23 protein-coding genes are annotated in these 20273 nt (G+C 71.9%); 13 read left to right on the forward strand and 10 right to left on the reverse strand.

Going from position 1 to position 20273, the window contains the following annotated elements; translation table 11 throughout:
• Positions 1-14: 14 nt before the first annotated feature.
• Positions 15-1811: an HSP90 family protein gene (locus ACT4N7_RS10085; RefSeq protein ID WP_444828370.1), complete on the reverse strand. Its 1797-nt coding sequence runs from the start codon at positions 1809-1811 to the stop codon at positions 15-17.
• Between the two features lie 242 nt (positions 1812-2053).
• Here ACT4N7_RS10085 and pheS point away from each other — a divergent pair, with 242 nt between their 5' ends.
• Entirely contained in the window at positions 2054-3121 is a 1068-nt protein-coding gene (pheS, locus tag ACT4N7_RS10090; RefSeq protein ID WP_444828371.1) for a phenylalanine--tRNA ligase subunit alpha, read from the forward strand.
• Positions 3122-5665 (forward strand): phenylalanine--tRNA ligase subunit beta, encoded by a 2544-nt coding sequence (gene pheT, locus ACT4N7_RS10095; RefSeq protein ID WP_444828372.1) that lies wholly within the window; start codon positions 3122-3124, stop codon positions 5663-5665. It abuts the gene before it with no gap.
• 66 nt (positions 5666-5731) lie between these two features.
• On the opposite strand, the gene ACT4N7_RS10100 is transcribed toward pheT, so the two are convergent.
• The 3 genes from ACT4N7_RS10100 to ACT4N7_RS10110 all read right to left on the reverse strand — a co-directional run bounded on the left by ACT4N7_RS10100 (position 5732) and on the right by ACT4N7_RS10110 (position 7791).
• Positions 5732-6541 carry an SGNH/GDSL hydrolase family protein gene (locus ACT4N7_RS10100; RefSeq protein WP_444828373.1) on the reverse strand — a complete coding sequence of 270 codons (810 nt, stop codon included), beginning with the start codon at positions 6539-6541 and terminating at the stop codon, positions 5732-5734.
• 109 nt (positions 6542-6650) lie between these two features.
• Entirely contained in the window at positions 6651-7331 is a 681-nt protein-coding gene (locus ACT4N7_RS10105; protein WP_444828374.1) for a DNA alkylation repair protein, read from the reverse strand.
• A gap of 10 nt (positions 7332-7341) precedes the next feature.
• Positions 7342-7791, reverse strand: a complete 450-nt coding sequence (locus ACT4N7_RS10110) for an NUDIX hydrolase (protein WP_444828375.1) — start codon at positions 7789-7791, stop codon at positions 7342-7344.
• Between the two features lie 147 nt (positions 7792-7938).
• Here ACT4N7_RS10110 and rpe point away from each other — a divergent pair, with 147 nt between their 5' ends.
• The 10 genes from rpe (at position 7939) to ACT4N7_RS10160 (ending at position 14550) form a co-directional block, all read left to right on the forward strand.
• Positions 7939-8601, forward strand: coding sequence for a ribulose-phosphate 3-epimerase (gene rpe / locus ACT4N7_RS10115; protein ID WP_444828376.1), 663 nt, complete (start codon positions 7939-7941; stop codon positions 8599-8601).
• A gap of 49 nt (positions 8602-8650) precedes the next feature.
• Positions 8651-9646 (forward strand): bifunctional diaminohydroxyphosphoribosylaminopyrimidine deaminase/5-amino-6-(5-phosphoribosylamino)uracil reductase RibD, encoded by a 996-nt coding sequence (ribD, locus tag ACT4N7_RS10120; protein ID WP_444828429.1) that lies wholly within the window; start codon positions 8651-8653, stop codon positions 9644-9646.
• Positions 9647-9656: 10 nt separating this feature from the next.
• Positions 9657-10292, forward strand: coding sequence for a riboflavin synthase (locus ACT4N7_RS10125; RefSeq protein ID WP_444828377.1), 636 nt, complete (start codon positions 9657-9659; stop codon positions 10290-10292).
• Positions 10285-11544, forward strand: coding sequence for a bifunctional 3,4-dihydroxy-2-butanone-4-phosphate synthase/GTP cyclohydrolase II (locus ACT4N7_RS10130; RefSeq protein WP_444828378.1), 1260 nt, complete (start codon positions 10285-10287; stop codon positions 11542-11544). The genes ACT4N7_RS10125 and ACT4N7_RS10130 overlap by 8 nt, the downstream gene beginning before the upstream one ends.
• A 61-nt stretch (positions 11545-11605) precedes the next feature.
• Entirely contained in the window at positions 11606-12103 is a 498-nt protein-coding gene (gene ribH, locus ACT4N7_RS10135; RefSeq protein WP_444828379.1) for a 6,7-dimethyl-8-ribityllumazine synthase, read from the forward strand.
• Positions 12104-12141: 38 nt separating this feature from the next.
• Positions 12142-12525 carry a PH domain-containing protein gene (locus ACT4N7_RS10140; RefSeq protein ID WP_444828430.1) on the forward strand — a complete coding sequence of 128 codons (384 nt, stop codon included), beginning with the start codon at positions 12142-12144 and terminating at the stop codon, positions 12523-12525.
• Positions 12526-12559: 34 nt separating this feature from the next.
• Positions 12560-12847 (forward strand): ribbon-helix-helix domain-containing protein, encoded by a 288-nt coding sequence (locus tag ACT4N7_RS10145; RefSeq protein WP_444828380.1) that lies wholly within the window; start codon positions 12560-12562, stop codon positions 12845-12847.
• Positions 12834-13181 (forward strand): type II toxin-antitoxin system PemK/MazF family toxin, encoded by a 348-nt coding sequence (locus ACT4N7_RS10150; RefSeq protein WP_444828381.1) that lies wholly within the window; start codon positions 12834-12836, stop codon positions 13179-13181. Before ACT4N7_RS10145 ends, ACT4N7_RS10150 begins: the two co-directional genes overlap by 14 nt.
• Positions 13182-13289: 108 nt before the next feature.
• On the forward strand, positions 13290-13808 hold the full coding sequence (locus ACT4N7_RS10155; protein WP_444828382.1) for a Rieske (2Fe-2S) protein: 519 nt from the start codon (positions 13290-13292) through the stop codon (positions 13806-13808).
• A 73-nt stretch (positions 13809-13881) separates the two neighbouring features.
• Positions 13882-14550: an HAD family hydrolase gene (locus ACT4N7_RS10160; protein ID WP_444828383.1), complete on the forward strand. Its 669-nt coding sequence runs from the start codon at positions 13882-13884 to the stop codon at positions 14548-14550.
• A gap of 181 nt (positions 14551-14731) precedes the next feature.
• Here the strand turns inward: ACT4N7_RS10160 and ACT4N7_RS10165 are convergent, their stop codons facing one another.
• The 6 genes from ACT4N7_RS10165 to ACT4N7_RS10190 form a co-directional block, all read right to left on the reverse strand.
• Positions 14732-15295 carry a DUF3558 domain-containing protein gene (locus ACT4N7_RS10165; protein ID WP_444828431.1) on the reverse strand — a complete coding sequence of 188 codons (564 nt, stop codon included), beginning with the start codon at positions 15293-15295 and terminating at the stop codon, positions 14732-14734.
• 26 nt (positions 15296-15321) lie between these two features.
• Positions 15322-15753: a hypothetical protein gene (locus ACT4N7_RS10170; protein ID WP_444828384.1), complete on the reverse strand. Its 432-nt coding sequence runs from the start codon at positions 15751-15753 to the stop codon at positions 15322-15324.
• A 68-nt stretch (positions 15754-15821) separates the two neighbouring features.
• The gene (locus ACT4N7_RS10175) at positions 15822-18407 is read right to left on the reverse strand and encodes a hypothetical protein (RefSeq protein WP_444828385.1); all 2586 of its coding nucleotides are present in this window, start codon (positions 18405-18407) and stop codon (positions 15822-15824) included.
• On the reverse strand, positions 18400-18834 hold the full coding sequence (locus ACT4N7_RS10180; RefSeq protein WP_444828386.1) for a hypothetical protein: 435 nt from the start codon (positions 18832-18834) through the stop codon (positions 18400-18402). Before ACT4N7_RS10180 ends, ACT4N7_RS10175 begins: the two co-directional genes overlap by 8 nt.
• A gap of 51 nt (positions 18835-18885) precedes the next feature.
• Positions 18886-19065, reverse strand: coding sequence for a DUF397 domain-containing protein (locus ACT4N7_RS10185; protein ID WP_444828388.1), 180 nt, complete (start codon positions 19063-19065; stop codon positions 18886-18888).
• Positions 19066-19081: 16 nt separating this feature from the next.
• On the reverse strand, positions 19082-19897 hold the full coding sequence (locus tag ACT4N7_RS10190) for a helix-turn-helix domain-containing protein (RefSeq protein ID WP_444828389.1): 816 nt from the start codon (positions 19895-19897) through the stop codon (positions 19082-19084).
• A gap of 157 nt (positions 19898-20054) precedes the next feature.
• Between ACT4N7_RS10190 and ACT4N7_RS10195 the strand changes: the two genes are divergently transcribed.
• Positions 20055-20273: a hypothetical protein gene (locus tag ACT4N7_RS10195; RefSeq protein WP_444828390.1), complete on the forward strand. Its 219-nt coding sequence runs from the start codon at positions 20055-20057 to the stop codon at positions 20271-20273.

The raw sequence follows: 20273 nt of genomic DNA on the forward strand, positions 1-20273 counted from the left end.
TCCAGGGAAAGGGTTCAGTGTCCGATGGCGCGGTCGAGCAGGTCGAGGAACGACCCGTTCAGTGTCGCGGTGTCCTTGGGGCGCAGCGGCCGATGCGACTGCAGCAGGGCGTGCACGTAGAGCGCCTGGACCGCCGACGCCAGCAGTGCCTCGTCCGTGATCCCGGCCAGCCGGGCGACCAGCGGGTTGCGTGTGTTGAGCACAAGCTGTTGCGCCGCACCGGAACCCTCGTCGGCCAGCCTGCCGAGCAGGTCGCTCCACAGTGGATCGCTGAGTTCCCGGGCGTCCGCGGTGTCGCGCCGCCGGGCGCCCTCGGCGTCGGCCACCAGCAGCGCGGGCAGCGACACCGGGTCGAACTCGCGCAGCATCGGCTCGCAGTCGTGGCCCGCCAGCATGCCGCGCGCCACCGCCATGGTCCGGTTCAGTGCCGCCTCGGTGTCCGCGGCCGGCCTGCCCAGCGCGGCCAGCAGCTCGGTCGGCTCGACCCGGCGCGCGGTGTCCGGGCCGTCGAGATCGGTGAGCCTGCGCAGCAGTTCGACGTCGTAGGCGTAGCCCGCGTTGACCAGCCCGATGCCCTGCGCCCTGGCCACCGGGGCGAGCTGGCGGAACTCGTCGACGTCCGGGGTGAACAGCACGGTGGGGTGACCGCGGCGGAACTGGCGCAGCGGCATCGGTCCCCGGGTGGTCTCGAACGGCAGCCAGCGCTCGGCGAGCCGCAGCAGCTCGTCGTCGATCAGCGCGAGGGACTTGATCCCCATGTGGTGCGCGGAGAGCAGCGCGCCCGCGCGCTCCGGGTCGGTGGCGTCCAGGCGCAACAGCCACTCCCGCAGCTTGGCGCCCAGCGCGTCGCGCACGGCGAGCAGCGTCTCGTCCTCGTAGAGCGCCTCGCGGCTCGCGGTCGGCCGCAGCGCGGAGGTGTCCACCACACACCGCACGAAGTAGGCCCAGTCGGGCAGCAGACCCTCGATGGCCGTGCCGACGAGCATCCGCTTCAGGTAGACCCGGTGCGCCTGCCGGTTGCCCGGGTGGGCGCCCGCGGGCAGCACGAACGCCGCGCCGGTCAGGCCGACGGCGCCGAACTCCAGCGGCACCACGTCGAACGGCTCGAACCCGAGCGTGTCGCGGCAGTACTCGGCCAGCCGCTCGTGGTGCTCGGCGACGGATTCGGCGCCGCGCCGGGTCCACGGCAACCCGTCGTCGGTGACCAGCGTCTGACTGCCGCCGCCCGCGACCCGCACCTCGATCGGCAGCAGCGAGCCGAACTCCGCGGCCAGCGGCGCGACCGTGTCGTACTCGATCCAGTGGTCGCAGTCGCGCCGGGGCACCAGTTCCACCGTGGTGCCGACCTCGGCGCGCGCCGACTCGTCGACCGCGACCTCGTAGGTGCCGTCGCCGTGGGCCACCCAGCGCACCGCGGGCCCGCCCGCCGCCGACCGGCTCACCAGCCGCACCTCGTCGGCGATCAGGAAGCAGGACAGCAGCCCGACGCCGAACTGGCCGAGGAAGTCCTGCCTGGCGAACCCCAGTTCGTCGCGTTTGGACGTTCCGCCCAGCGTGGACAGCAGGCTGTGCACCTCGTCCTCGCCGAGCCCGATGCCGGTGTCGCTGATCCGCAGGGTGCCGTCGCCGGTCCGCTCGACCGCCTCCACCAGGATCCGCCCTGGCGCGGCCGGGTCGAGCAGCCTGCGCGCGGTCACCGCGTCGACCGCGTTCTGCAGCAACTCGCGCAGGTACACCCGGGGACTGCTGTAGAGGTGGTGGCTGAGCAGATCGATGACGCCGCGCAGGTTGACGCCGAATGTCTGGGCCAAGTGGAACCTCTGGTGCGGGGGAGCGGGACGGCGGCTGTGACAGTACAGGTGTCCCGCGTGGCCCGGCCGCGTTCACCCGCCGGACGCGCGGCGCACCGGACGGATCACCCCGCGTGACCGGCCGCGCCGCGCCGAGTGCCGAACTCGGTGTGGGGCCGAACGGGCGATCACCTAGGATCGACCTGCTCACCCGGCCGATCGGGTGAATGCCTGCCCTAGCACCCGGGAGCTGTCCACCCACCATGTCCGGAGTCAACGACCCGTACGACCCGAAGGAAGTCGCGGCGCTGTCGCCGGAGACCCTGCAGGCCGCCGTCGAGAAGGCCCGCGAGGAGTTCTCCGCCGCCGCCGACCTGGCCGCGCTCGCCGCGGTCAAGCCCGCGCACCTCGGTGACAAGTCGCCCCTGCTGCAGGCCCGCCGGGAGATCGGCGCGCTGGCGCCGCAGGCGCGGTCCGCGGCGGGCAAGCGGGTGAACGAGGCCCAGAACCTGGTCAAATCCGCCTTCGACGAGCGCCGCGCGCAGCTCCAGGCCGAGCGCGACGAGCACGTGCTGCGCGACGAGGGCGTCGACGTCACCCTCTCGTGGGACCGCACGCCCCGCGGCGCGCGGCACCCGCTCACGACGCTGTCCGAGCGCATCTCCGACGTGTTCGTCGGCATGGGCTGGGAGATCGCCGAGGGCCCCGAGGTCGAGGCCGAGTGGTTCAACTACGACGCGCTCAACTTCAAGAAGGACCACCCGGCGCGCACCATGCAGGACACGTTCTACCTGGCGCCCGAGGGGGCCGGGATGGTGCTGCGCACGCACACCTCGCCGGTGCAGATCCGCGCGCTGCTGGAGCGCGACCTGCCGGTCTACGTGGTGTGTCCCGGCCGCACGTTCCGCACCGACGAGCTGGACTCCACCCACACCCCGGTGTTCCACCAGGTCGAGGGGCTGGCCATCGACAAGGGCCTCACCATGGCCCACCTCAAGGGCACCCTGGACGCGTTCGCCAAGGCCATGTTCGGCGCCGAGGCCCGTATCCGGCTGCGCCCGTCGTACTTCCCGTTCACCGAGCCGTCGGCCGAGCCCGACGTGTGGTTCACCGAGAAGAAGGGCGGCCCCGGCTGGGTCGAGTGGGGCGGCTGCGGCATGGTCAACCCGAACGTGCTGCGCGCGTGCGGCGTCGACCCGGACGTGTACTCGGGGTTTGCCTTCGGCATGGGCCTGGAGCGCACCCTGCAGTTCCGCAACGGCATCCCGGACATGCGCGACATGGTCGAGGGCGACGTCCGGTTCACCCTTCCCTTCGGCACGGAGGCGTAGTTGAGGATTCCCGCAAGCTGGCTCACGCAGCAGCTCGATCTCGCGGTGGACTACCGGGAACTCACGCCGGAGCAGATCGCCGACGCGTTCGTGCGGGTCGGCATGGAGGTCGAGGAGGTCATCCCGCTCGGCCCGGTCACGGGCCCGCTGGTGATCGGCCGGGTCGCCGAGATCGAGGAGCTCGCCGAGTTCAAGAAGCCGATCCGGTTCTGCACGGTCGAGATCGGCGACCTGGACGAGGACACCGAGGACACCGAGAACACCGCCGACACCGCCGACACGTTCCCCGGCGGGACCACCCAGGTCGTCTGCGGCGCGACGAACTTCGCCGAGGGCGACCTGGTCGTGGTGGCGCTGCCCGGTGCCGTGCTGCCCGGCGGGTTCGCCATCGCCGCGCGCAAGACCTACGGCCGGGTCAGCAACGGCATGATCTGCTCCGCACGCGAGCTGGGTCTGGGCGACGAGCACGCCGGGATCATGGTGGTGCCCACCGGCGAGGCCGCCCCCGGTGACGACGCGATCGAGTTGCTCGGCCTGACCGACTCGGTCATCGACCTGTCGCTGACCCCCGACCGGGGCTACTGCTTCTCGGTGCGCGGCCTGGCCCGCGAGCTGTCCTGCGCGCTCGACCTGCGGCTGATCGACCCGGCGGGCATCGACGTGCCCGCCGCGGACGGCGAGTCCGTGCCGGTGCACATCGAGGACGAGCAGGCGTGCCCGCGGTTCGTCGTGCGCCGGGTCACCGGGGTCGACCCGACCTCGCCGACGCCGTGGTGGATGCGCAGGCGGCTGATGCTCGCGGGCATCCGGTCGATCTCGCTGGCCGTCGACGTCACGAACTACGTGATGCTGGAGATGGGCCAGCCGATGCACGCCTTCGACACCGCGCGGCTCAGCGGCGGCATCACCGTCCGCCGGGCGAAGGTGGGGGAGACCCTGGTCACCCTGGACGGCGCGGAGCGCACCCTGGACCCGGACGACATCGTCGTCTGCGACGAGTCCGGCCCGATCTCGATGGCGGGCGTCATGGGCGGGGCGAGCACCGAGGTGCGCCCCGACAGCACCGACATCCTGCTCGAAGCCGCCATCTGGGACCCGGCCTCGATCGCCCGCGCGGTACGCAGGCACAAGCTGCCCAGTGAGGCGTCGAAGCGGTTCGAGCGCGGGGTCGACCCGGCGCTGCCGCCCGCGGCGCTGGAGCGGGCCGCGCGGCTCCTGCGCGAGTACGGCGAGGGCAGCATCCGGCCCGGCCGCACCGACGTCGGGCGGCCCGTGCTGCCCGGTCGGGTGGTCATGTCGATGGATCTGCCCGACCGGGTGGCCGGGGTGCGCTACAACCGCGGCGTCACGGTCCAGCGGTTGCAGCAGATCGGCTGCGACGTCGATGTCGGCACGGCCGACGACGGCACGCCGACGGTCACCGCGACCCCGCCGACCTGGCGCACCGACCTGAACCAGCCCGCCGACCTCGTCGAGGAAGTGTTGCGGCTACAGGGTTATGACACTATCCCGGCGGTACTGCCCGCCGCACACGCCGGCCGCGGGCCTACGGCGAAGCAGCGGCGCCGCCGGACGGTGTCCCGCGCCATGGCCGAGCACGGCTACGTCGAGGTGCTGCCGTTCCCGTTCGTCGCCCCCACCGTGTGGGACGCCTTCGGTCTGGCCGCCGACGACGTGCGCAGGCGCACGGTCAAGGTGCTCAACCCGATGGAGGCCGACCGCGGCGAGTTGGCCACCACGCTGCTGCCCGGCCTGCTGGACACCTTGGTGCGCAACGTGTCCCGCGGCGCGCGCGACCTGGCGCTGTTCCACATCGGACAGGTCGTGCTGCCGCGCGCCCAGCCGGTGCCGATGCCCGAGGTGGGGGTCGCGGGCAGGCCGAGCGACGCGGAGATCGCGAACCTCGACGCCGCCCTGCCCCACCAGCCGGTGCACGTGGCCGCGGTCCTCGCGGGCAACCGGCAGCGGCAGGGCTGGTGGGGTCCGGCGGAACCCGCGAGCTGGGCCGACGCCGTGCAGGCGGCTCGCACCGCCGCCGCCGCCGCGGGCGTCGAGCTGACCGTGCGCGCGTGGGACCTGGCGCCCTGGCACCCTGGCCGGTGCGCGCAACTGCGCGTCGGCGACTTCCCGGTCGGGCACGCGGGTGAGCTGCACCCGAAGGTCACCGAGGCCCTCGGCCTGCCCAAGCGCACCTGTGCGATGGAACTCGACCTCGACGCGCTGCCGCTGGTCGAGCGCAGGCCGGTGCCCCAGGTGTCGCCGTACCCGCCGGTGCTGCTCGATGTGGCGTTGGTGGTCGACAGCGCGGTGCCCGCCGCCGACCTGTCGAACACGCTGCGCGTGGGCGGCGGGGAGCTGCTGGAGGAGTTGAGCCTGTTCGACGTGTTCACCGGGGAGCAGGTGGGCGAGGGCAAGCGCTCCCTGGCGTACTCGCTGCGGTTCCGCGCGCCCGATCGCACGCTCACGGTCGAGGAGGCCACGGCGGCGCGGGACGCGGCGGTCGCGGCCGCCGCCGATCGGCACGGGGCCGCGCTGCGCGGCTGAGCCGAACGGACCACACCATCAAGAGCCCCGCTGCCGGGTGCCCGCTGGGCACCCGGCAGCGTCGGGTCAGGCCAGGAGACCGCTGGTCAGGGCGTTGAGCCGGGCGAGGTAGCCGTCCCGGTGGCCCGCCGCGTTCGGGTGGTAGCTCTCGTTGAGCTTGCTCCACTCCAGGCTGGTCACCCAGGGCGTTCCGCCGGAGCAGTGCGTGTGCGGGTCGAAGGCGGGCCGCGCGTCGAGGAAGGTGACGCCTGCCGCGGCGGCGCGGCGGGACATGATCGAGGCCAGCGTGTCGGCGGCCGAGTTGAGCGCGGCGCGCTCGGTGTCGCTCAGGCCGAGCCAGCAGTTGCCGCCGATCTTGTACAGCCGCGGGTAGCCGACCACGATGATCCGCGCGCTCGGCGCCGCCTGCCGGACCGCCGCGTAGAGCTGCGCCAGCTTGGGCGACAGCACGGTCTGCGCCTGCTGCTTGGCCTGGGCGACCCGGTTCACGCAGTCCTGGTCGGAGATCGTCAGCACGCAGTGCACCAGCACGTCGACGAAGCCCACGTCGTTGCCGCCCACCTGCAGCGTGACCAGGGTGGTGTCCGGGGTGACCTGCGGAAGCTGGGTGGTGAGCACGTCGGTGGTGGTGGCCCCGGAGCAGGACGCCTCGGTGAAGGCGACCGACGGGTGGGCCGCGGCCCACAGCCGCGGGTAGGTCAGCGGTCCGCGCCTGCACGGGTCGTTCGGGTTGTCATAGGTCCACGTGCCGGGCGCCACCGCGTACGAGTCGCCGAGGGCGACGTACTTGCCCGCGGCGGCCTGTGCCGTGCCCGCGAACGCGGTGCACGCGGCCAGTGACAGGATCAGCGAAAGCAGGGTCCCCAACGTGCGCATCGAGATTCTCCCGGGAGTCGGACTGCACTTGATCTACAGGTAGCAGTCCGCGGGCGGGCCGAGAACCCCTAATCGGACACGGCGGGTGAACACCTTGTGACGGTGCGGTTCAGAGGTGCTTGAGCGCCTCCCGCCGCGAGAGCGGTGACAGGTCGGGGTGGGTGTGCACGAACTGGCGCACCCACCCCGGCTCGGTCTTCCCGAACTCGCGCAGCGCCCAGCCGATCCCCTTGCGCAGGAAGAAGTCTGGATCGTCCACAGTGGACTCAATGACGGCGGTCAGCAGGTCGGTGTCGGTCGCGGCCTTCGCGCCGAGCTGGCAGATCACCGCGGTGCGCCGCTTCCACCGGTCGGCGTCGCGGGCCCACGCGCGCATCGTCGGCGTCAGCTCGGCCGGGTGCGCGCGCAGCAGCGGGCCGACCCTTCGGGCGGCGATCTCGTCCACGAAGTCCCACCACGCCCCCGTGACGACGAGGTCTTCGTAGAGCGACAGCAGATCCACGTCCTGCCAGTCCGCGTACCGCCGGTGCCCGGACAGGTCGAGCGCCACGTAGCGCTCCTCCCGGTACCGCGCGCCGTGCCACAGCTCCGCCACCGTGGCTATCCACGCGGCGCGGTCGGTCAGCACGTGCTCGGCGAACACCGCGCGCACCAGCGCGGCCCGCGCGGGCTTGGGCACGCCGCGGAACGGCATGTCCGACTTCATGTAGCGCCGCATGTCCGGCGCGCGGGTCGGGTCGGCGACCTCGGCCAGCCCGGCGCGCACCGCATCGACGAGTCCAGTGTCCACGGGCGGCAAGCTACTCGCGGACACCGACAGTTCCGGCGCGCCCGGTCGGCGGCCGGATCCTGGCGAGGGTGAGCGCGGCGTCCACCAGGTCGGTGCGGTCGAGCGCGGCCACCTCGGCCAGGTCGATCCACGCGGCCATGTCCGTGGAGCCGTGCTCCTCGAACCGCAGCTCGCCGCCGCTGACCCGGGCCGCGTAGACCACGCGCACGCCGTGCCAGTCGGTGCCCGAGCCGAACGTCCGGCGAAGGGAGTCGATGCCCAGCAGCGCCTCGATCTCGACCTGGTACCCGGTCTCCTCGGCGGCCTCGCGCACCGCGGCGTCGAGCGGGTCCTCGCCGTGATCGATGCCGCCGCCCGGCAGCGTCCAGCGCCTGCCCTGCTCGCTGACCCAGCGGGCCAGCAGCACCTTCCCGTCCTCGACGCACACCACGTACGCGGCGACCCGCGTCGTGCGCTTCACCGGGTCACTCGGTGTCGAACGCCTGCCGTGCGCCCCTCGGGCAGGTCGTCGACCGACAGGACAGGGGCTCCAGACTGCTCGCTGCTCACGTCGCGAACTTACCCGGGACGCTTGGGCATAGGCTGCTGACCTGTGTCGAGAGCACCGATGATCGCCCCCAGCATCCTGTCCGCCGACTTCGCCCGCCTCGCCGACGAGGTCGCCGCCGTCGCGGGCTCGGACTGGCTCCACGTCGACGTGATGGACGCGCACTTCGTGCCCAACCTGACCCTCGGCCTGCCGATCGTCGAGGCGCTGCTCAAGGTCACCGACATCCCGATGGACTGCCACCTGATGATCGAGAACCCGGAACGCTGGGCCATCGGGTACGCGGAGGCGGGCGCGCACAACGTCACCGTGCACGCCGAGGCGGCCCGGGAGCCGGTGCGCATCGCGCGCGACCTGCGGGCCGCGGGCGCCAAGGCCGGGCTGTCGGTCAAGCCGGACACCCCGCTGGAGCCGTATCTGGAGGTGCTAAGGGAGTTCGACACGCTGCTGGTGATGTCGGTGGAGCCCGGGTTCGGCGGCCAGAAGTTCATTGCGCACGTGCTCGACAAGGTTCGCATGGTGCGCACCATGATCGACACCGGCCACCTGAACCTGCTGGTCGAGATCGACGGCGGGATCAACGCCGACACCATCGAGCAGGCCGCCGAGGCGGGCGTCGACTGTTTTGTGGCGGGCTCCGCGGTCTACAGCGCCGCCGACCCGGCCATGGCCGTGCGCGCGCTGCGCACCCAGGCCGCGAACGCCGCCCACCACCTGACCTGAGCCGGGAGGCTGCGAAACTGTGCGCGTGGAGGACACGCTGACGGCCGCGATGCGGGCGGCCGTCGCGCGCGCTGCGGCCGTGCGCGGCACGACCAGCCCGAACCCGCCGGTCGGCTGCGTGATCCTGGCCGCGGACGGACACCAGGTCGGCGCGGGCGGCACCCGGCCGCCGGGCGGTCCGCACGCCGAGGTCGTGGCCTTGGCCGAGGCGGGGGAGCGGGCGCGCGGCGGCACCGCCGTGGTCACCCTGGAGCCGTGCGCCCACCACGGCCGCACCCCGCCCTGCACCGACGCGCTGCTGGCGGCGGGCGTCACGCGCGTGGTGTACGCGGTGGCCGACCCCACTGCCGTGGCCGCGGGCGGCGCCCGGGTGCTCGCCGCCGCGGGCGTCGCCGTCGAGGGCGGCCTGCTCGCCCACGAGGTGGCCACCGGCCCGCTGCGCGCGTGGCTGCACCATGCCCGCACCGGGCGTCCGCACGTCACCTGGAAGTACGCCGCCACGCTCGACGGCCGGGTCGCCGCGGCCGACGGCACCAGCCGGTGGATCAGCTCGCCCGAGTCGCGCGCCGAGGTGCACGAACTGCGCCGCAAGGTCGACGCGATCATGGTCGGCCGCGGCACGGTGCTCGCCGACGACCCCGCGCTGACCGCCCGCGCCGAAGACGGAACACTGAGCGCCCGACAGCCGTTGCGGGTTGTCGTGGGACTGGAAGACCTGCCCGCCGGCGCACGGGTGCGCGACAGCGCGGCCGAGACGCTGCACCTGCGCACCCGCGACCCCGCCGAGGTGCTGGCCGCGCTGGCCGACCGCGGCGTGGTCGACGTGCTGTTGGAGGGCGGCCCGACCCTGGCCGGTGCGTTCATCGCGGCGGGCGCGGTCGACCGGGTCCTCGCCTACGTGGCCCCCAAGCTGCTCGGCGCGGGGCCGGTGGCGCTGGGCGCGGCAGGCGTGTCGACCGTCACCGCGGCCCACCGGCTGGTGGTCGACCAGGTCACCATGAGCGGACCGGACGTGCGCATCTCCGCCACGCCCGCGCGGAACTGAGGAGGACACGGTGTTCACCGGGATCGTCGAGGAGCGCGGCGAGGTCGTCGCCGTACGGGACCTCGCGGACGCCGCGCGGGTCACCATCGCGGGGCCGCTGGTCACCAGCGACGCCAAGCAGGGCGACTCGATCGCGGTCAACGGGGTCTGTCTGACTGTGGTCGAGCTGACCGGCGGCACGTTCACCGCCGACGTCATGCGCGAGACCCTGGTGCGCAGCAGCCTCGACAAGGTGGCCGCGGGCGACGCGGTCAACCTGGAGCGTGCCGCCGCGGTCGGGCAGCGCTTCGGCGGGCACATCGTGCAGGGCCACGTCGACGGCACGGGCGCGCTGGTCTCCCGCGAGCCGTCCGAGCACTGGGACCTGGTGCGGGTCAGCCTGCCCGCGCACCTGACCCGCTACGTGGTGGAGAAGGGCTCGATCACCGTCGACGGCGTCTCGCTGACCGTCGTCGACGTCGGCCCCGACTGGTTCACCGTCAGTCTGATCCCGGAGACGCTGCGGGCCACCACGCTCGGCGTCCGCAGGCCCGGCGACAAGGTCAACCTTGAGGTGGACGTCATCGCCAAATATGTGGAGAAATTGGCCTCACCGCATCTCGGAGCCACCGGGCGCGGCACCGCAGAGGAGACCCCTGGTGAGTGACTTCGCCGCCATCGAGCGCGCCATCGCCGACATCGCGGCAGGCAAGGCCGTCGTCGTGGTCGACGCCAAGGACCGCGAGAACGAGGGCGACCTGATCTTCGCCGCGGAGAAGGCCACCCCGGAGCTGATGGCCTTCATGGTCCGCTACACCTCCGGCTACATCTGTGTGCCGCTGCCCGAGTCCGTGTGCGACCGGCTGGACCTGCCGCCGATGTTCCACACCAACCAGGACGTCCGCGGCACCGCGTACACGGTGACGGTGGACGCCAAGGACGGCGTCAGCACGGGCATCTCCGCGGCCGACCGCGCGCACACGATCCGCCTGCTGGCCGACGAGACGTCCACCGCGAAGGACTTCAACCGGCCCGGCCACGTGGTGCCGCTGCGCGCCAAGGAGGGCGGCGTGCTGCGGCGCCCCGGCCACACCGAGGCCGCGGTCGACCTGGCCCGGATGGCCGGGCTCGGGCCCGCGGGCGTGCTCTGCGAGATCGTGTCGCAGAAGGACGAGGGCGACATGGCCCGCTACGAGGAGCTGGAGATCTTCGCGGCCGAGCACGACCTGGAGATCATCACCATCGCCGACCTGATCGCCTACCGCAGGCGCACCGAGAAGCAGGTCGCCCGGGTCGCCGAGGCGCGCATCCCCACCGCGCACGGCACGTTCCGCGCGGTCGGCTACGACAGCCTGCTCGACGGCATCGAGCACGTCGCGCTGGTCTACGGCGACATCGGTGACGGCACCGACGTGCTGGTGCGGGTGCACTCCGAGTGCCTCACCGGCGACGTGTTCGGCTCGCTGCGCTGCGACTGCGGCCCGCAGCTCGACGCGGCGCTGGAGGCGGTCGCCGCCGCGGGCCGCGGCATCGTGCTCTACATGCGCGGGCACGAGGGCCGCGGCATCGGCCTGATGCACAAACTGCAGGCCTACCAGCTCCAGGACGACGGCCACGACACCGTCGACGCCAACCTCGCCCTCGGCGTCCCCGCCGACGCCCGCGACTACGGCACGGGCGCGCAGATCCTGGTCGACCTCGGCGTGCACACGATGCGGCTGCTGACCAACAACCCGGCCAAGCGGGTCGGCCTGGAGGGCTACGGGCTCACGGTGATCGACCGGGTGCCGCTGTCGGTGTGGCCGAACCCGGAGAACCTGCACTACCTGCGCACCAAGCGCGACCGGATGGGCCACGAGCTGACCAACCTGGAGCACTACGAGGGCAGCGCCGCGGGCGCTGGGGAGGACAAGGCGTGAGCGAACCACCGAACACAGGTTTTCCGCGAACGCTCCCCGCGAGCGCGGGCGAGGAGCTCGCGTGAGTGGCGAGGGCAGGCCGACAATCGGGGTGCCGCGGTGCGCGGGCATCCGGCTGGCGATCGCGGCGACCAGGTGGCACGCGGCGATCACCGACAAGCTGCTGGAGCGCGCCCTGGTCGCGGCCGCGGAGGCGGGCATCGAGGAGCCGACGGTGGTGCACGTGCCGGGGGCGATCGAGCTGCCGATCGTCTGCCAGGAGCTGGCCAAGCACCATGACGCGGTCGTGGCGCTCGGCGTGGTCGTGCGCGGCGGGACACCGCACTTCGAGTACGTGTGCGACGCGGTGACCGCGGGTCTCACCCGGGTCTCTCTCGACGAGTCCACCCCGGTCGGCAACGGTGTGCTGACGGTGGACACCGAGGAGCAGGCACATGACCGGTCCGGGCTGCCCGGCTCCGCCGAGGACAAGGGCTACGAGGCGTGCGCCGCGGCGCTGGAGACCGCGCTGGTGGTGCGCGGGCTGCGGCAGCCGTGGACCGAGCGGGACTTCCGGTGACCGCGCGTCCGCGCAAGGTGCGGTACCTGACCGGTGGCATGGCCGTGGTGTTCGTCGGGGTGTTCACGGTCGTGGCCGTGCTGCTGCGCAACACCCCGACCGGCGTGTTCTTCCAGGTCTCCGACCAGATCGCGATGGTGGGCATCGGCGTGCTGCTGGCCTGCGGGGCGCTGTGGTTCACCCGGCCGAAGGTGTCCGCCGATGCCGCGGGTATCGACGTGCGCAACCTGCTGGGCACCACCCGCTACCCGTGGGAGGTCGTGCGCTCGGTCAGCTTCCCGGACGGCGCCGCCTTCGCCCGGCTCGAACTGCCCGACGACGAGTACGTGCCGGTGATGGCCGTGCAGGCGATCGACGGCGACCGCGCGGTCGCCGCCATCCGCGAACTGCGCCGCCTCCACAGGGCGGCGACCCGTCAGTAGCACCCCCAGTACCACCTAAGGTAGCATCAACAGTATGAAACTCAGCGTGAGCCTCCCGGAGGACGACGTCCGGTTCATCGACGAGTACTCCGCACGGGTCGACGTGACCTCGCGGTCCTCGGTGATCCAGATCGCCATCGGCCTGCTGCGCCATTCCTCGATGGAACAGGAGTACGCGGACGCCTTCGCCGAGTGGGACGCCTCGGGCGAGGCCGCGCTGTGGGACGCGACAGCGCTGGACGGCCCGGTGGCGGACGGTCCGGCGGCCGGGCTGGTGCCGGTCGGCCCGGCGGAAGACGGCGCGGCCGATGCGTCGAGGTGACGTCCACCTGGTCGATCTCGACCCGGCGCTCGGCTCCGAGGCCGACAAGGTCCGCCCCGCGGTGATCGTCAGCAACGACGCGGCCAACCAGGTCGCCGCGCGCACCGGCCGCGGTGTGGTGACGGTCGTGCCCGTCACGTCCAATACCGACCGCGTCTACCCCTTCCAGGTGCTGCTGCCGAAGGCCGCGTGCGGGCTGGTGTCCGACTCCAAGGCCCAGGCCGAGCAGGTGCGCTCGGTGGCCACGGCCCGGCTGCGCCGCCGCGTCGGCAGGCTCCCCCCGGCCGTCCTCACCCGCCTGGACGACGCCTTGCGCACGCATCTGGGGTTGTAGAAGCTGAGCGGAACCTGTGAGTACGGCAGTCGGGTGAACCCTTGGGTAGGCGAGGACGTACCTGACGGTGTAACCCTTTACTCCCACCACCCCCCGAGGAGGACTGGCGTGACCGCCGTCGACCCCATCACGTTCGAACCGACCCCCGTCGCGAATCCCGAAGCCCGGTCCCGGCGCCAGGTCCTGTGCGGCCTCATGGTGGCGCTCGTCGCCCCGGGCGCCCTGGTCGCCGCCTGTAGTGACACCGGTACCGGCGGCTCCGGCGGCACCAGCGGCGGTGGGGGTTCCACCACCACCGGCGGCGGCGCACCCGGCGGCGGGTCGACCACCGGCCCCCTGGCGGCCCTCAACGACGTCCCGGTGGGCAGCGGCCTCCTGGTCGACAACCCGGGCGGCGGCGGCAAGATCCTGCTCGTCCGCCCCGCCGCCGACACCGTCCGGGCCTTCGACCCCGCCTGCCCCCACCAGGGCACCCAGGTCGACCTGCCCAAGAACGGCACCATCGCCTGCCCCAACCACGGCAGCACCTTCGACGGGGGCACCGGCGCCCTCAAGGGCGGCCCCGCCAAGACCGGCCTCACCGAGATCCCGGTAACCGTCGACGGAGACCAGGTCATCCTGGCCTGATCCGAAACCCCAGACACACGAACACACCCGCCCTGCGGCTGCGGGGCCGGGTCATCGCGGACATGCTTGGCCCATGACGAGTCCAGTGCCCGCCGCCCGGCCTAAGGTCGTGCTGTTCGACGTGTTCGAGACCATGCTCCAACTCGAAGCGCTGCGTCCGCGCTTCGAGGCCGTGGGTCGGCCCGGTCACGAGCTCGAACTGTTCTTCGCCCGCACCCTGCGCGACGGCATGGCCTACACCCTGGCGGGTGCGGCACCGCCGTTCCCGGATGTCGCCCGCGCCCAGTTGCGCACCACGTGCGGCCTGGTGGGGGAGCGGGCCGACCACATCCTGGCGGGCTTCCGCGAGCTACCCGCCCAACCCGACGTCGCCCCCGCGCTGCGGCTGCTGGCCGCCGCCGAGGTGCCCGCGTACGCGTTCACCCACGGCGTCGCCGAGGTCGCGGTCGCGGCCCTGGCCGCGGCGGGCATCGACCTGCCCGTCCTCTCGACCGAGGCACTGGCCTCGTTCAAGCCGCCCGCCCGCGTCTACCACTGGGCCTGCGCGCAGACCGGCAGCGCCCCGGAGCGGACCGCGCTCGTCGCCGTCCACTCTTGGGACACCCACGGCGCCCTCCGCGCCGGCCTTCTCGCGGGCTTCGCCACCCGCCACGAAGGCGGCCTCACCGACCTGGTCGCCCGCCCGCACGCCGTCGCCGAGACCCTGGACGAGGTCGTCGCCACCCTGCTCGCCCTTCCCTGACCGAGTGGGTGCCGTGGAGCGACTCACGCCGACGTCGTGGCGTCCTCGCGCTTCGCTGATCGGCCAGGTGCCTGCGATTCGTGGTCGCGATGCCCGACCACTCACCGCGCCCTCCGTCGAGGGCGCAGTCGCGTGCGTGCCGATCAGGCGTCGTCGCGGAGTACCGAGGGCGGTGTTGCCGTTACTCCCCTTTGGGTAGTCTCGGCTCGATCAACTCGGCGACCTTGCTCGCGAACCCACATGCCTTCGCGGTGTCCGACCGCGCGTTGCTGCTCGCGTCCACCCGCGATGACCTGGTGATGCTGATCGAAATCATGCACGCGCCTGGACCGTCGTTCGCTTCAAGCTTGCGCCCGTCGCGGGTGCCGACTCGGTGATCGACCACGGTTCCCCTGTCGACCACGATGTCGTCGAGGCCCTGTTTCGCGCGCAGGGCGATGCTGAAGACTGCTTGTCCGCGAATCGTCCATTGGCACCCGGTGGACTGGGTGGTGTCATCACGTTCTCCGACCTCGGCTCCGAACTGGGCTACCTCGGCCGCGGTCAGGAGCGCGCATGGGTCGAGTTTGTCCAGTTCGTTGGGGCTCGACGGCGTGGTCCCCGGTGGGGCCGATTCGGTTGATCGTGTGGCCGTGGTGGACTCAGGCTGTGGTATTGCCTGGCCTGCGGTCTCCGAGCACGAGGTCACTCCGACGAGGAGCATCGTCGCGGTGACAAGCAACGCGATCGAGTGGGCCTTCCGCATGGTGGTCACAGCGCTCGTGTCCTTGTTCACTGGCTTGCTCTGGTGATGCCGCCTGCGTTGTTGTCGTCGGTGTTGCGGTAGTGCCGCATGGCCTCGTTGATCCCGGCTTCGATCTGGATCAGGGCGTCGCGGAGTCCCTGCAGGCTGGTCGCGGCCGAGTTGTCGCCCGCGGCGACGTCCTTGTTGAACGCGATTATCACCTTGGCGTCGGGGCTTGTGCCAAGTTTCGTGTCTTGTTTGATCCGAGTTGCTCTGTCTCGGGCGTCCTCAAGGCCGTCGAGGATGGTGTGCAGGGCGGTGAGTATGGCTTTGCCCGCGCGGTCGTTGACGCCGAACTCGCCTGAGTTGGCCGCTTTGAGGAAACCCTGTGCCCCCTGGTGGAACTGGCCGATCTGGGCGGCCAGCCCTGCCCGATCGACCCCACAGCGTCCGTCATCGCCGCCCCCCCCGTTTCGCACTCACTGACACGCTCCCGGCACTCACGGTACCGGGTGGCGTGCGTGGGCGTTACAGATCACTCGCCCGGTCAGGAATCGCCGAGTAGCTCCTGGGCGCGGGCCTTCCACGGCCACGCCCCGCTGGTGTCCGAACAGCGCAGTACCTGCCGCCAGGCCAGGGTGGCGGATCGGCGGTCGCCCGCGCCCGCCAGTGCGCGCCCGTAGTCCAACAGGGTCCGCGCGACACCCTCGGTCGCCGCGGGTTCGGCGGTCAGCGGGTCGGGGCCGAGCACGGTCTCGAACAGCGACCTCGCCCGCGCGAACTCGCCGCGGACCAGGGCGAGGCGGGCTTGCCACTGGGCGTGCATCAGCGGGCGCTCCCGGCGCGCCCACCCGTCCTCGCGCAGCACCTCCCACTCGCGCTCGGCGGCGGGGGCGTCGCCGAGGAGGCAGGCGAGGGTCATTCGCTTGTCGTGCACGTTGGTGACCCAGCGCTCGGCGTGCGGGTTGCCGGTCTCGGCCTCGCCGACGAAGAACTCCAGCGCCTGGTCGAGCTGCCCGCGGTACTCGTTCGGGTCGAGGCGGCCCGCGAACAGCTTGATCTCGTCGCGGACGACGGCGCTGATCCACCGCGACACCCCGCGCCCCGCCTGGTCGGCGGCCTCCGCGCTCTCGTCGAGGTGGTCGAGCGCCTCGTCCACCCGGCCGTGCAGGTGGTGCAGGTAGCCGCGCTCGTAGAGCGCCCGCGACTGGTCGCCGCGCAGGTGGGTGATCTGTTCCAGCAGTTCCTGCGCCGCGTCGAGGTCGTTGTGCCGTCGGTGGCGGGACGCGGTGATCTCGGCGAAGTCCGCCCAGATCGACACCGGCGCCAAGTCCACATCGGACCCGCCGGGCGCGTGCTCCGTGACGAAATCGAGGTCGGCCAGGTACGTCAGCACCAGCCCGTGGAACTCGTCGAACTCCGCGCGATAGCCCAGACCGGCGTGCAGGACGTCGGCGGGGAACGCCGCCTCCGCGCCGCGCACGCAGTGGATCGCCAGTGCGCGGGGAATCCGCTCGGCCGGTTCGGGGAAGGCCGCGCGCACCGCCTCGAAGGCGTCCACGAAGTCCACCACCGTGCGCACCGACCCGACCACGGCCGCCTTGCGCGTGACGAAACCTTCGTCCGCCAGCACCGCGACCACCGCGTCGGCGCACCACTGCCGGTCGTTCTGCTCGCCGGTCAGCGCGGACACCAGGTGCGCCACGACATTGGCCAGCGCGTACTCGTCGGCGCACGCGCTCCAGTCCGCGCCGTGGGCCGCGATCAGCTCGGCGGCGACCTCCCGGTTGCTCACCGCCGCGTCGATCCAGGACAGGGGCGAACGGACACGGGTTTCCTCCGCGGTCAGGTAGTCGGCCAGGCTGATGTGGAAGATAGCCGCCCGGCCGGCCGAGACCGTCAGGAATTGCAGCATGTCACCGACCGCGCGGTCCACGATGTCCACGGGCAGCCCCGCCATGACGGCGAGCTGGTCTGTCGACAGTGGACCGCGCGAGACCGTGAACACGCCGAGCACCCGCCGATGCACCGACACCCACTGGCGCCGCGCCGTGTCGCGCAGCATCAGCACGAACAGGTCGTAGAGGTCGGTGAGACTGCCCGGCAACCCGTCCTGCTCGGCGAGCCGGGCGACGTCGGTCCAGCGCCGCGCCGACACCGCGTGTTCGAGTGCCCGCGCCCACGACACCAGGTACAGGAAGTTGCCCGCCGCGCGCGCCGCGGCGGCCCGCGCCGAGTCGCGCAGGGAAAGGCCGCGACCCTCCAGGGTCCGGCGCAGCTTGCGGTCGTCGGCGAAGCTGTCGGCGTAGTCCTTGACGTCGTCCAGGACGTGCCGGTCCGCGGGATCGATCGCGATCTCCCGCAGCCGTCCGCGCTGGCGCAGCCGGTAGCGGCCGAGCAACTCCGGGTCCGGGCGGCTCGCCACGACCACACGCACGTTCGGCGGGAGCTGCGGGCAGTGCACGAGCCAGTCCACGATGTCCCAGCTCGGACTCGGCGGCTGATGGCGCAGCTCGTCCAGCCCGTCCACCAGCACGATGATTTTCGCGGTCGGGTCCAGCTCGGCGAGCTTGCGGGCCGGGTCGAGCAGCGCGAGCTGTTGCAGCAGCGCGGGATCAAGCCGCCACTCGGTGTCGACGACCTCGTCGGCGTCGATCGCGACCTGCACGCCGTCGACCCGGTCGGTGTGCTGGCTGACGGTGATCTCGGTGCGGCGGAAGGGATTCGCGATCAGCCGCCCCGTGCGCAGCCCGACCGAGCGCCCGCCCGCGCCGACCCGCCCGGTCTCCTGGGTCACCTCGATCCGCAGCGGTCGGTCGGTCATCGCCTCGGGACACAGGTGGGCCAACTGCCTGCCGATCGCCACCAGCAGGGTGGTCGCGTCGCCGCTGCCGAACGGGGCCAGGCTGTCGAGCCGGATGAAGTAGCGCGGGCTGAGCCGATGCCAGGTGGTGAGCCACGCCATCAGCGACGACTTGCCCATACCGGCCTCGGCGGTGATCAGCACGTGCCTGCACGAGTCGTCGTCCAGGTGCCGGTCGACGGTGGCGGCGAGCCAGCGCCGCCGGACGAACGGGCGCCGCTGGAGGTACTGGTCGAGCACGGACGCCTGGAGCAGTTCGGGGTCAGGCATCCCTGGGGTCCCGGTCGGTGCCGTCGACCAGGTGCACGCCGATCACCGAGCCGCCCGCCGCCACGTCGCCAGCCTCGGTCTTGCCGACGATGTTGTCGGCCGTGCGGCTTGTCTTCAGCCCGACGACTTCGCCCGCCACCGTGCCGACCTTGGTCTCCGCGGAGATCGACGTTCCGGCTTTCCGCCCGCCGCGCAGGGACAACAGTGCCACCACCAGGCTCGCCGCGCCGATGACCAGGCCGGCCACGCTGGCGATCTTGTCCGCGGTGTCGAGTCCCTGCCGGAGCAGGACCACGCCGAGCCCGATGAGCCCCGCACCCAGCACCGCGGCGCCGACCGTGATGCCGATGGCCCTTCGCCTGCCGGACAACGGGCGGCGTCGGCGGTCCACGGCGTGCTCCCAGGGTTCGGCGATCCGGTTGATCATCATCCCAGGCGCGGACGGGTCCGGTCTACCCTGAAAGTCGCGGTGCCAGCCTCAGCGAGCAGCCAGGAAGGTGGCGAAGGACGCGCGGGTGAAGGAGAGCGCGGGGCCGGGGTTCTTGGAGTCGCGCACGCCGATGGTGCGGTCGAGCGGCGCGACCTCGACACAGTTGGTCGTGTTTCCGCTCCTGCTGCTCTTGCGCCAGCGGGGTGCGGTGGGACCGGGGGGATTCATGATCGCTCCATGACGTCTAGGCATAGTCCTCGGCCATCGTGGCGAGCATCTCCCTGGACTGACCAGGCAGGAGCGCGACCGAGCCGATCTGTTGCCATGCAAGCCTATAGATATCGACGTCTTCCTGTTCGAGGAAGGCGTTGCGGGTCTTGCTTTCCTGATAGACCACCGACGGTTCGTCGGGGATGTCCATCAGCCGAAACGAGCCGTCGAGACCGGCGTGTGGGCCTGCCGCCAGCAGTACCACTTGGATCGAGACCGCAGGCCGGTCTGACATGTCGCAAAGGTGTAGCAGTTGGCGGCGCATCACTCCCGGCCCACCCACCGGAAGTCGCAGCGCGGACTCATGGATCAGCACGGAAAGCGTTGGCGGGGTAGATCTACTCAGGATGCTTTGCCGCCCCAGCCGTGCCGAGACCTTCGCGTCCAGTTCGGCGCTGGGTAGCGGTCTCTCGGCGGTGCCCTCGATGATGGCGCGGGCGTAGTCCGTGGTCTGGAGCAGCCCCGGCACCCCGCTCATCTCGTAGTCGGAGATGGTGGTGGCTCGCTTCTCGTAGTCGATCAGTGCCTGCCACTGCTGCGGAAGCTGGGTGCCGAACCGCGACACCCACCAGCCCGGCTCGGCGGACTGCCGGACAAGCTCCATGATCTCCTCGCGGCGGGCGGCGGGAACCTGGTAGAGGCCGAGCATCGCGGCGATCTCGTCCGGCTTGAGACCGCGCGAGCCGGTCTCGACGCGGCTCACCTGGCTCTGCGAGATACCGAGCAGTTCGCCCGCCTTGGTGGTGGAAAGCCCGGCGTCTATGCGGTACCGGCGTAGCTCGGTCGCCACCTGGCGGGACTTGATCGTGGGTCTACCTGGGCGCATGCGAGTGGTCACCTCGGTCTCGTCGGTTCAGACTGTCATACCTGCTGGCACCAAGCTTGTCCAGCGTATTCACCAGATCGGGCGATGCGGTGGCGGATTGTGGCATGCCATAATTATCGCCATGACAACCACTGAGAAGTCGGCTGTGATGGAGCCCCTGCGAACCTGGACGGTCGAGGGCGAGGTGCCGATCACCCTGTCCGTCTACCGGCCCGCGGTGACCATCCGCTGCGGCGACGGCCCGGAGACGGTCATCGACCCGAAGCAGGTCGGCCTGCTCGCCGAGCACTTCGTGTCGGTGGAGGACTTCTTCGACACCGGCGACCCGGACGCGTTCTGA

It is taken from the genome of Actinokineospora sp., from assembly GCF_052390155.1.
GTDB lineage: Bacteria > Actinomycetota > Actinomycetes > Mycobacteriales > Pseudonocardiaceae > Actinokineospora.

What these genes read in the sequence shown, in the direction of transcription:
- ACT4N7_RS10100 (WP_444828373.1), bottom strand. Translation starts at nt 6,541, where the DNA reads ATGCGCACGTTGGGGACCCTGCTTTCGCTGATCCTGTCACTGGCCGCG.
- ACT4N7_RS10180 (WP_444828386.1), bottom strand. Translation starts at nt 18,834, where the DNA reads ATGATCAACCGGATCGCCGAACCCTGGGAGCACGCCGTGGACCGCCGA.
- ACT4N7_RS10195 (WP_444828390.1), top strand. Translation starts at nt 20,055, where the DNA reads ATGACAACCACTGAGAAGTCGGCTGTGATGGAGCCCCTGCGAACCTGG.
- ACT4N7_RS10185 (WP_444828388.1), bottom strand. Translation starts at nt 19,065, where the DNA reads ATGAATCCCCCCGGTCCCACCGCACCCCGCTGGCGCAAGAGCAGCAGG.
- ACT4N7_RS10140 (WP_444828430.1), top strand. Translation starts at nt 12,142, where the DNA reads ATGGCCGTGGTGTTCGTCGGGGTGTTCACGGTCGTGGCCGTGCTGCTG.
- ACT4N7_RS10160 (WP_444828383.1), top strand. Translation starts at nt 13,882, where the DNA reads ATGACGAGTCCAGTGCCCGCCGCCCGGCCTAAGGTCGTGCTGTTCGAC.
- ACT4N7_RS10165 (WP_444828431.1), bottom strand. Translation starts at nt 15,295, where the DNA reads ATGCGGAAGGCCCACTCGATCGCGTTGCTTGTCACCGCGACGATGCTC.
- ACT4N7_RS10150 (WP_444828381.1), top strand. Translation starts at nt 12,834, where the DNA reads ATGCGTCGAGGTGACGTCCACCTGGTCGATCTCGACCCGGCGCTCGGC.
- rpe (WP_444828376.1), top strand. Translation starts at nt 7,939, where the DNA reads ATGATCGCCCCCAGCATCCTGTCCGCCGACTTCGCCCGCCTCGCCGAC.
- ACT4N7_RS10145 (WP_444828380.1), top strand. Translation starts at nt 12,560, where the DNA reads ATGAAACTCAGCGTGAGCCTCCCGGAGGACGACGTCCGGTTCATCGAC.
- ACT4N7_RS10175 (WP_444828385.1), bottom strand. Translation starts at nt 18,407, where the DNA reads ATGCCTGACCCCGAACTGCTCCAGGCGTCCGTGCTCGACCAGTACCTC.
- pheS (WP_444828371.1), top strand. Translation starts at nt 2,054, where the DNA reads ATGTCCGGAGTCAACGACCCGTACGACCCGAAGGAAGTCGCGGCGCTG.
- ribD (WP_444828429.1), top strand. Translation starts at nt 8,651, where the DNA reads ATGCGGGCGGCCGTCGCGCGCGCTGCGGCCGTGCGCGGCACGACCAGC.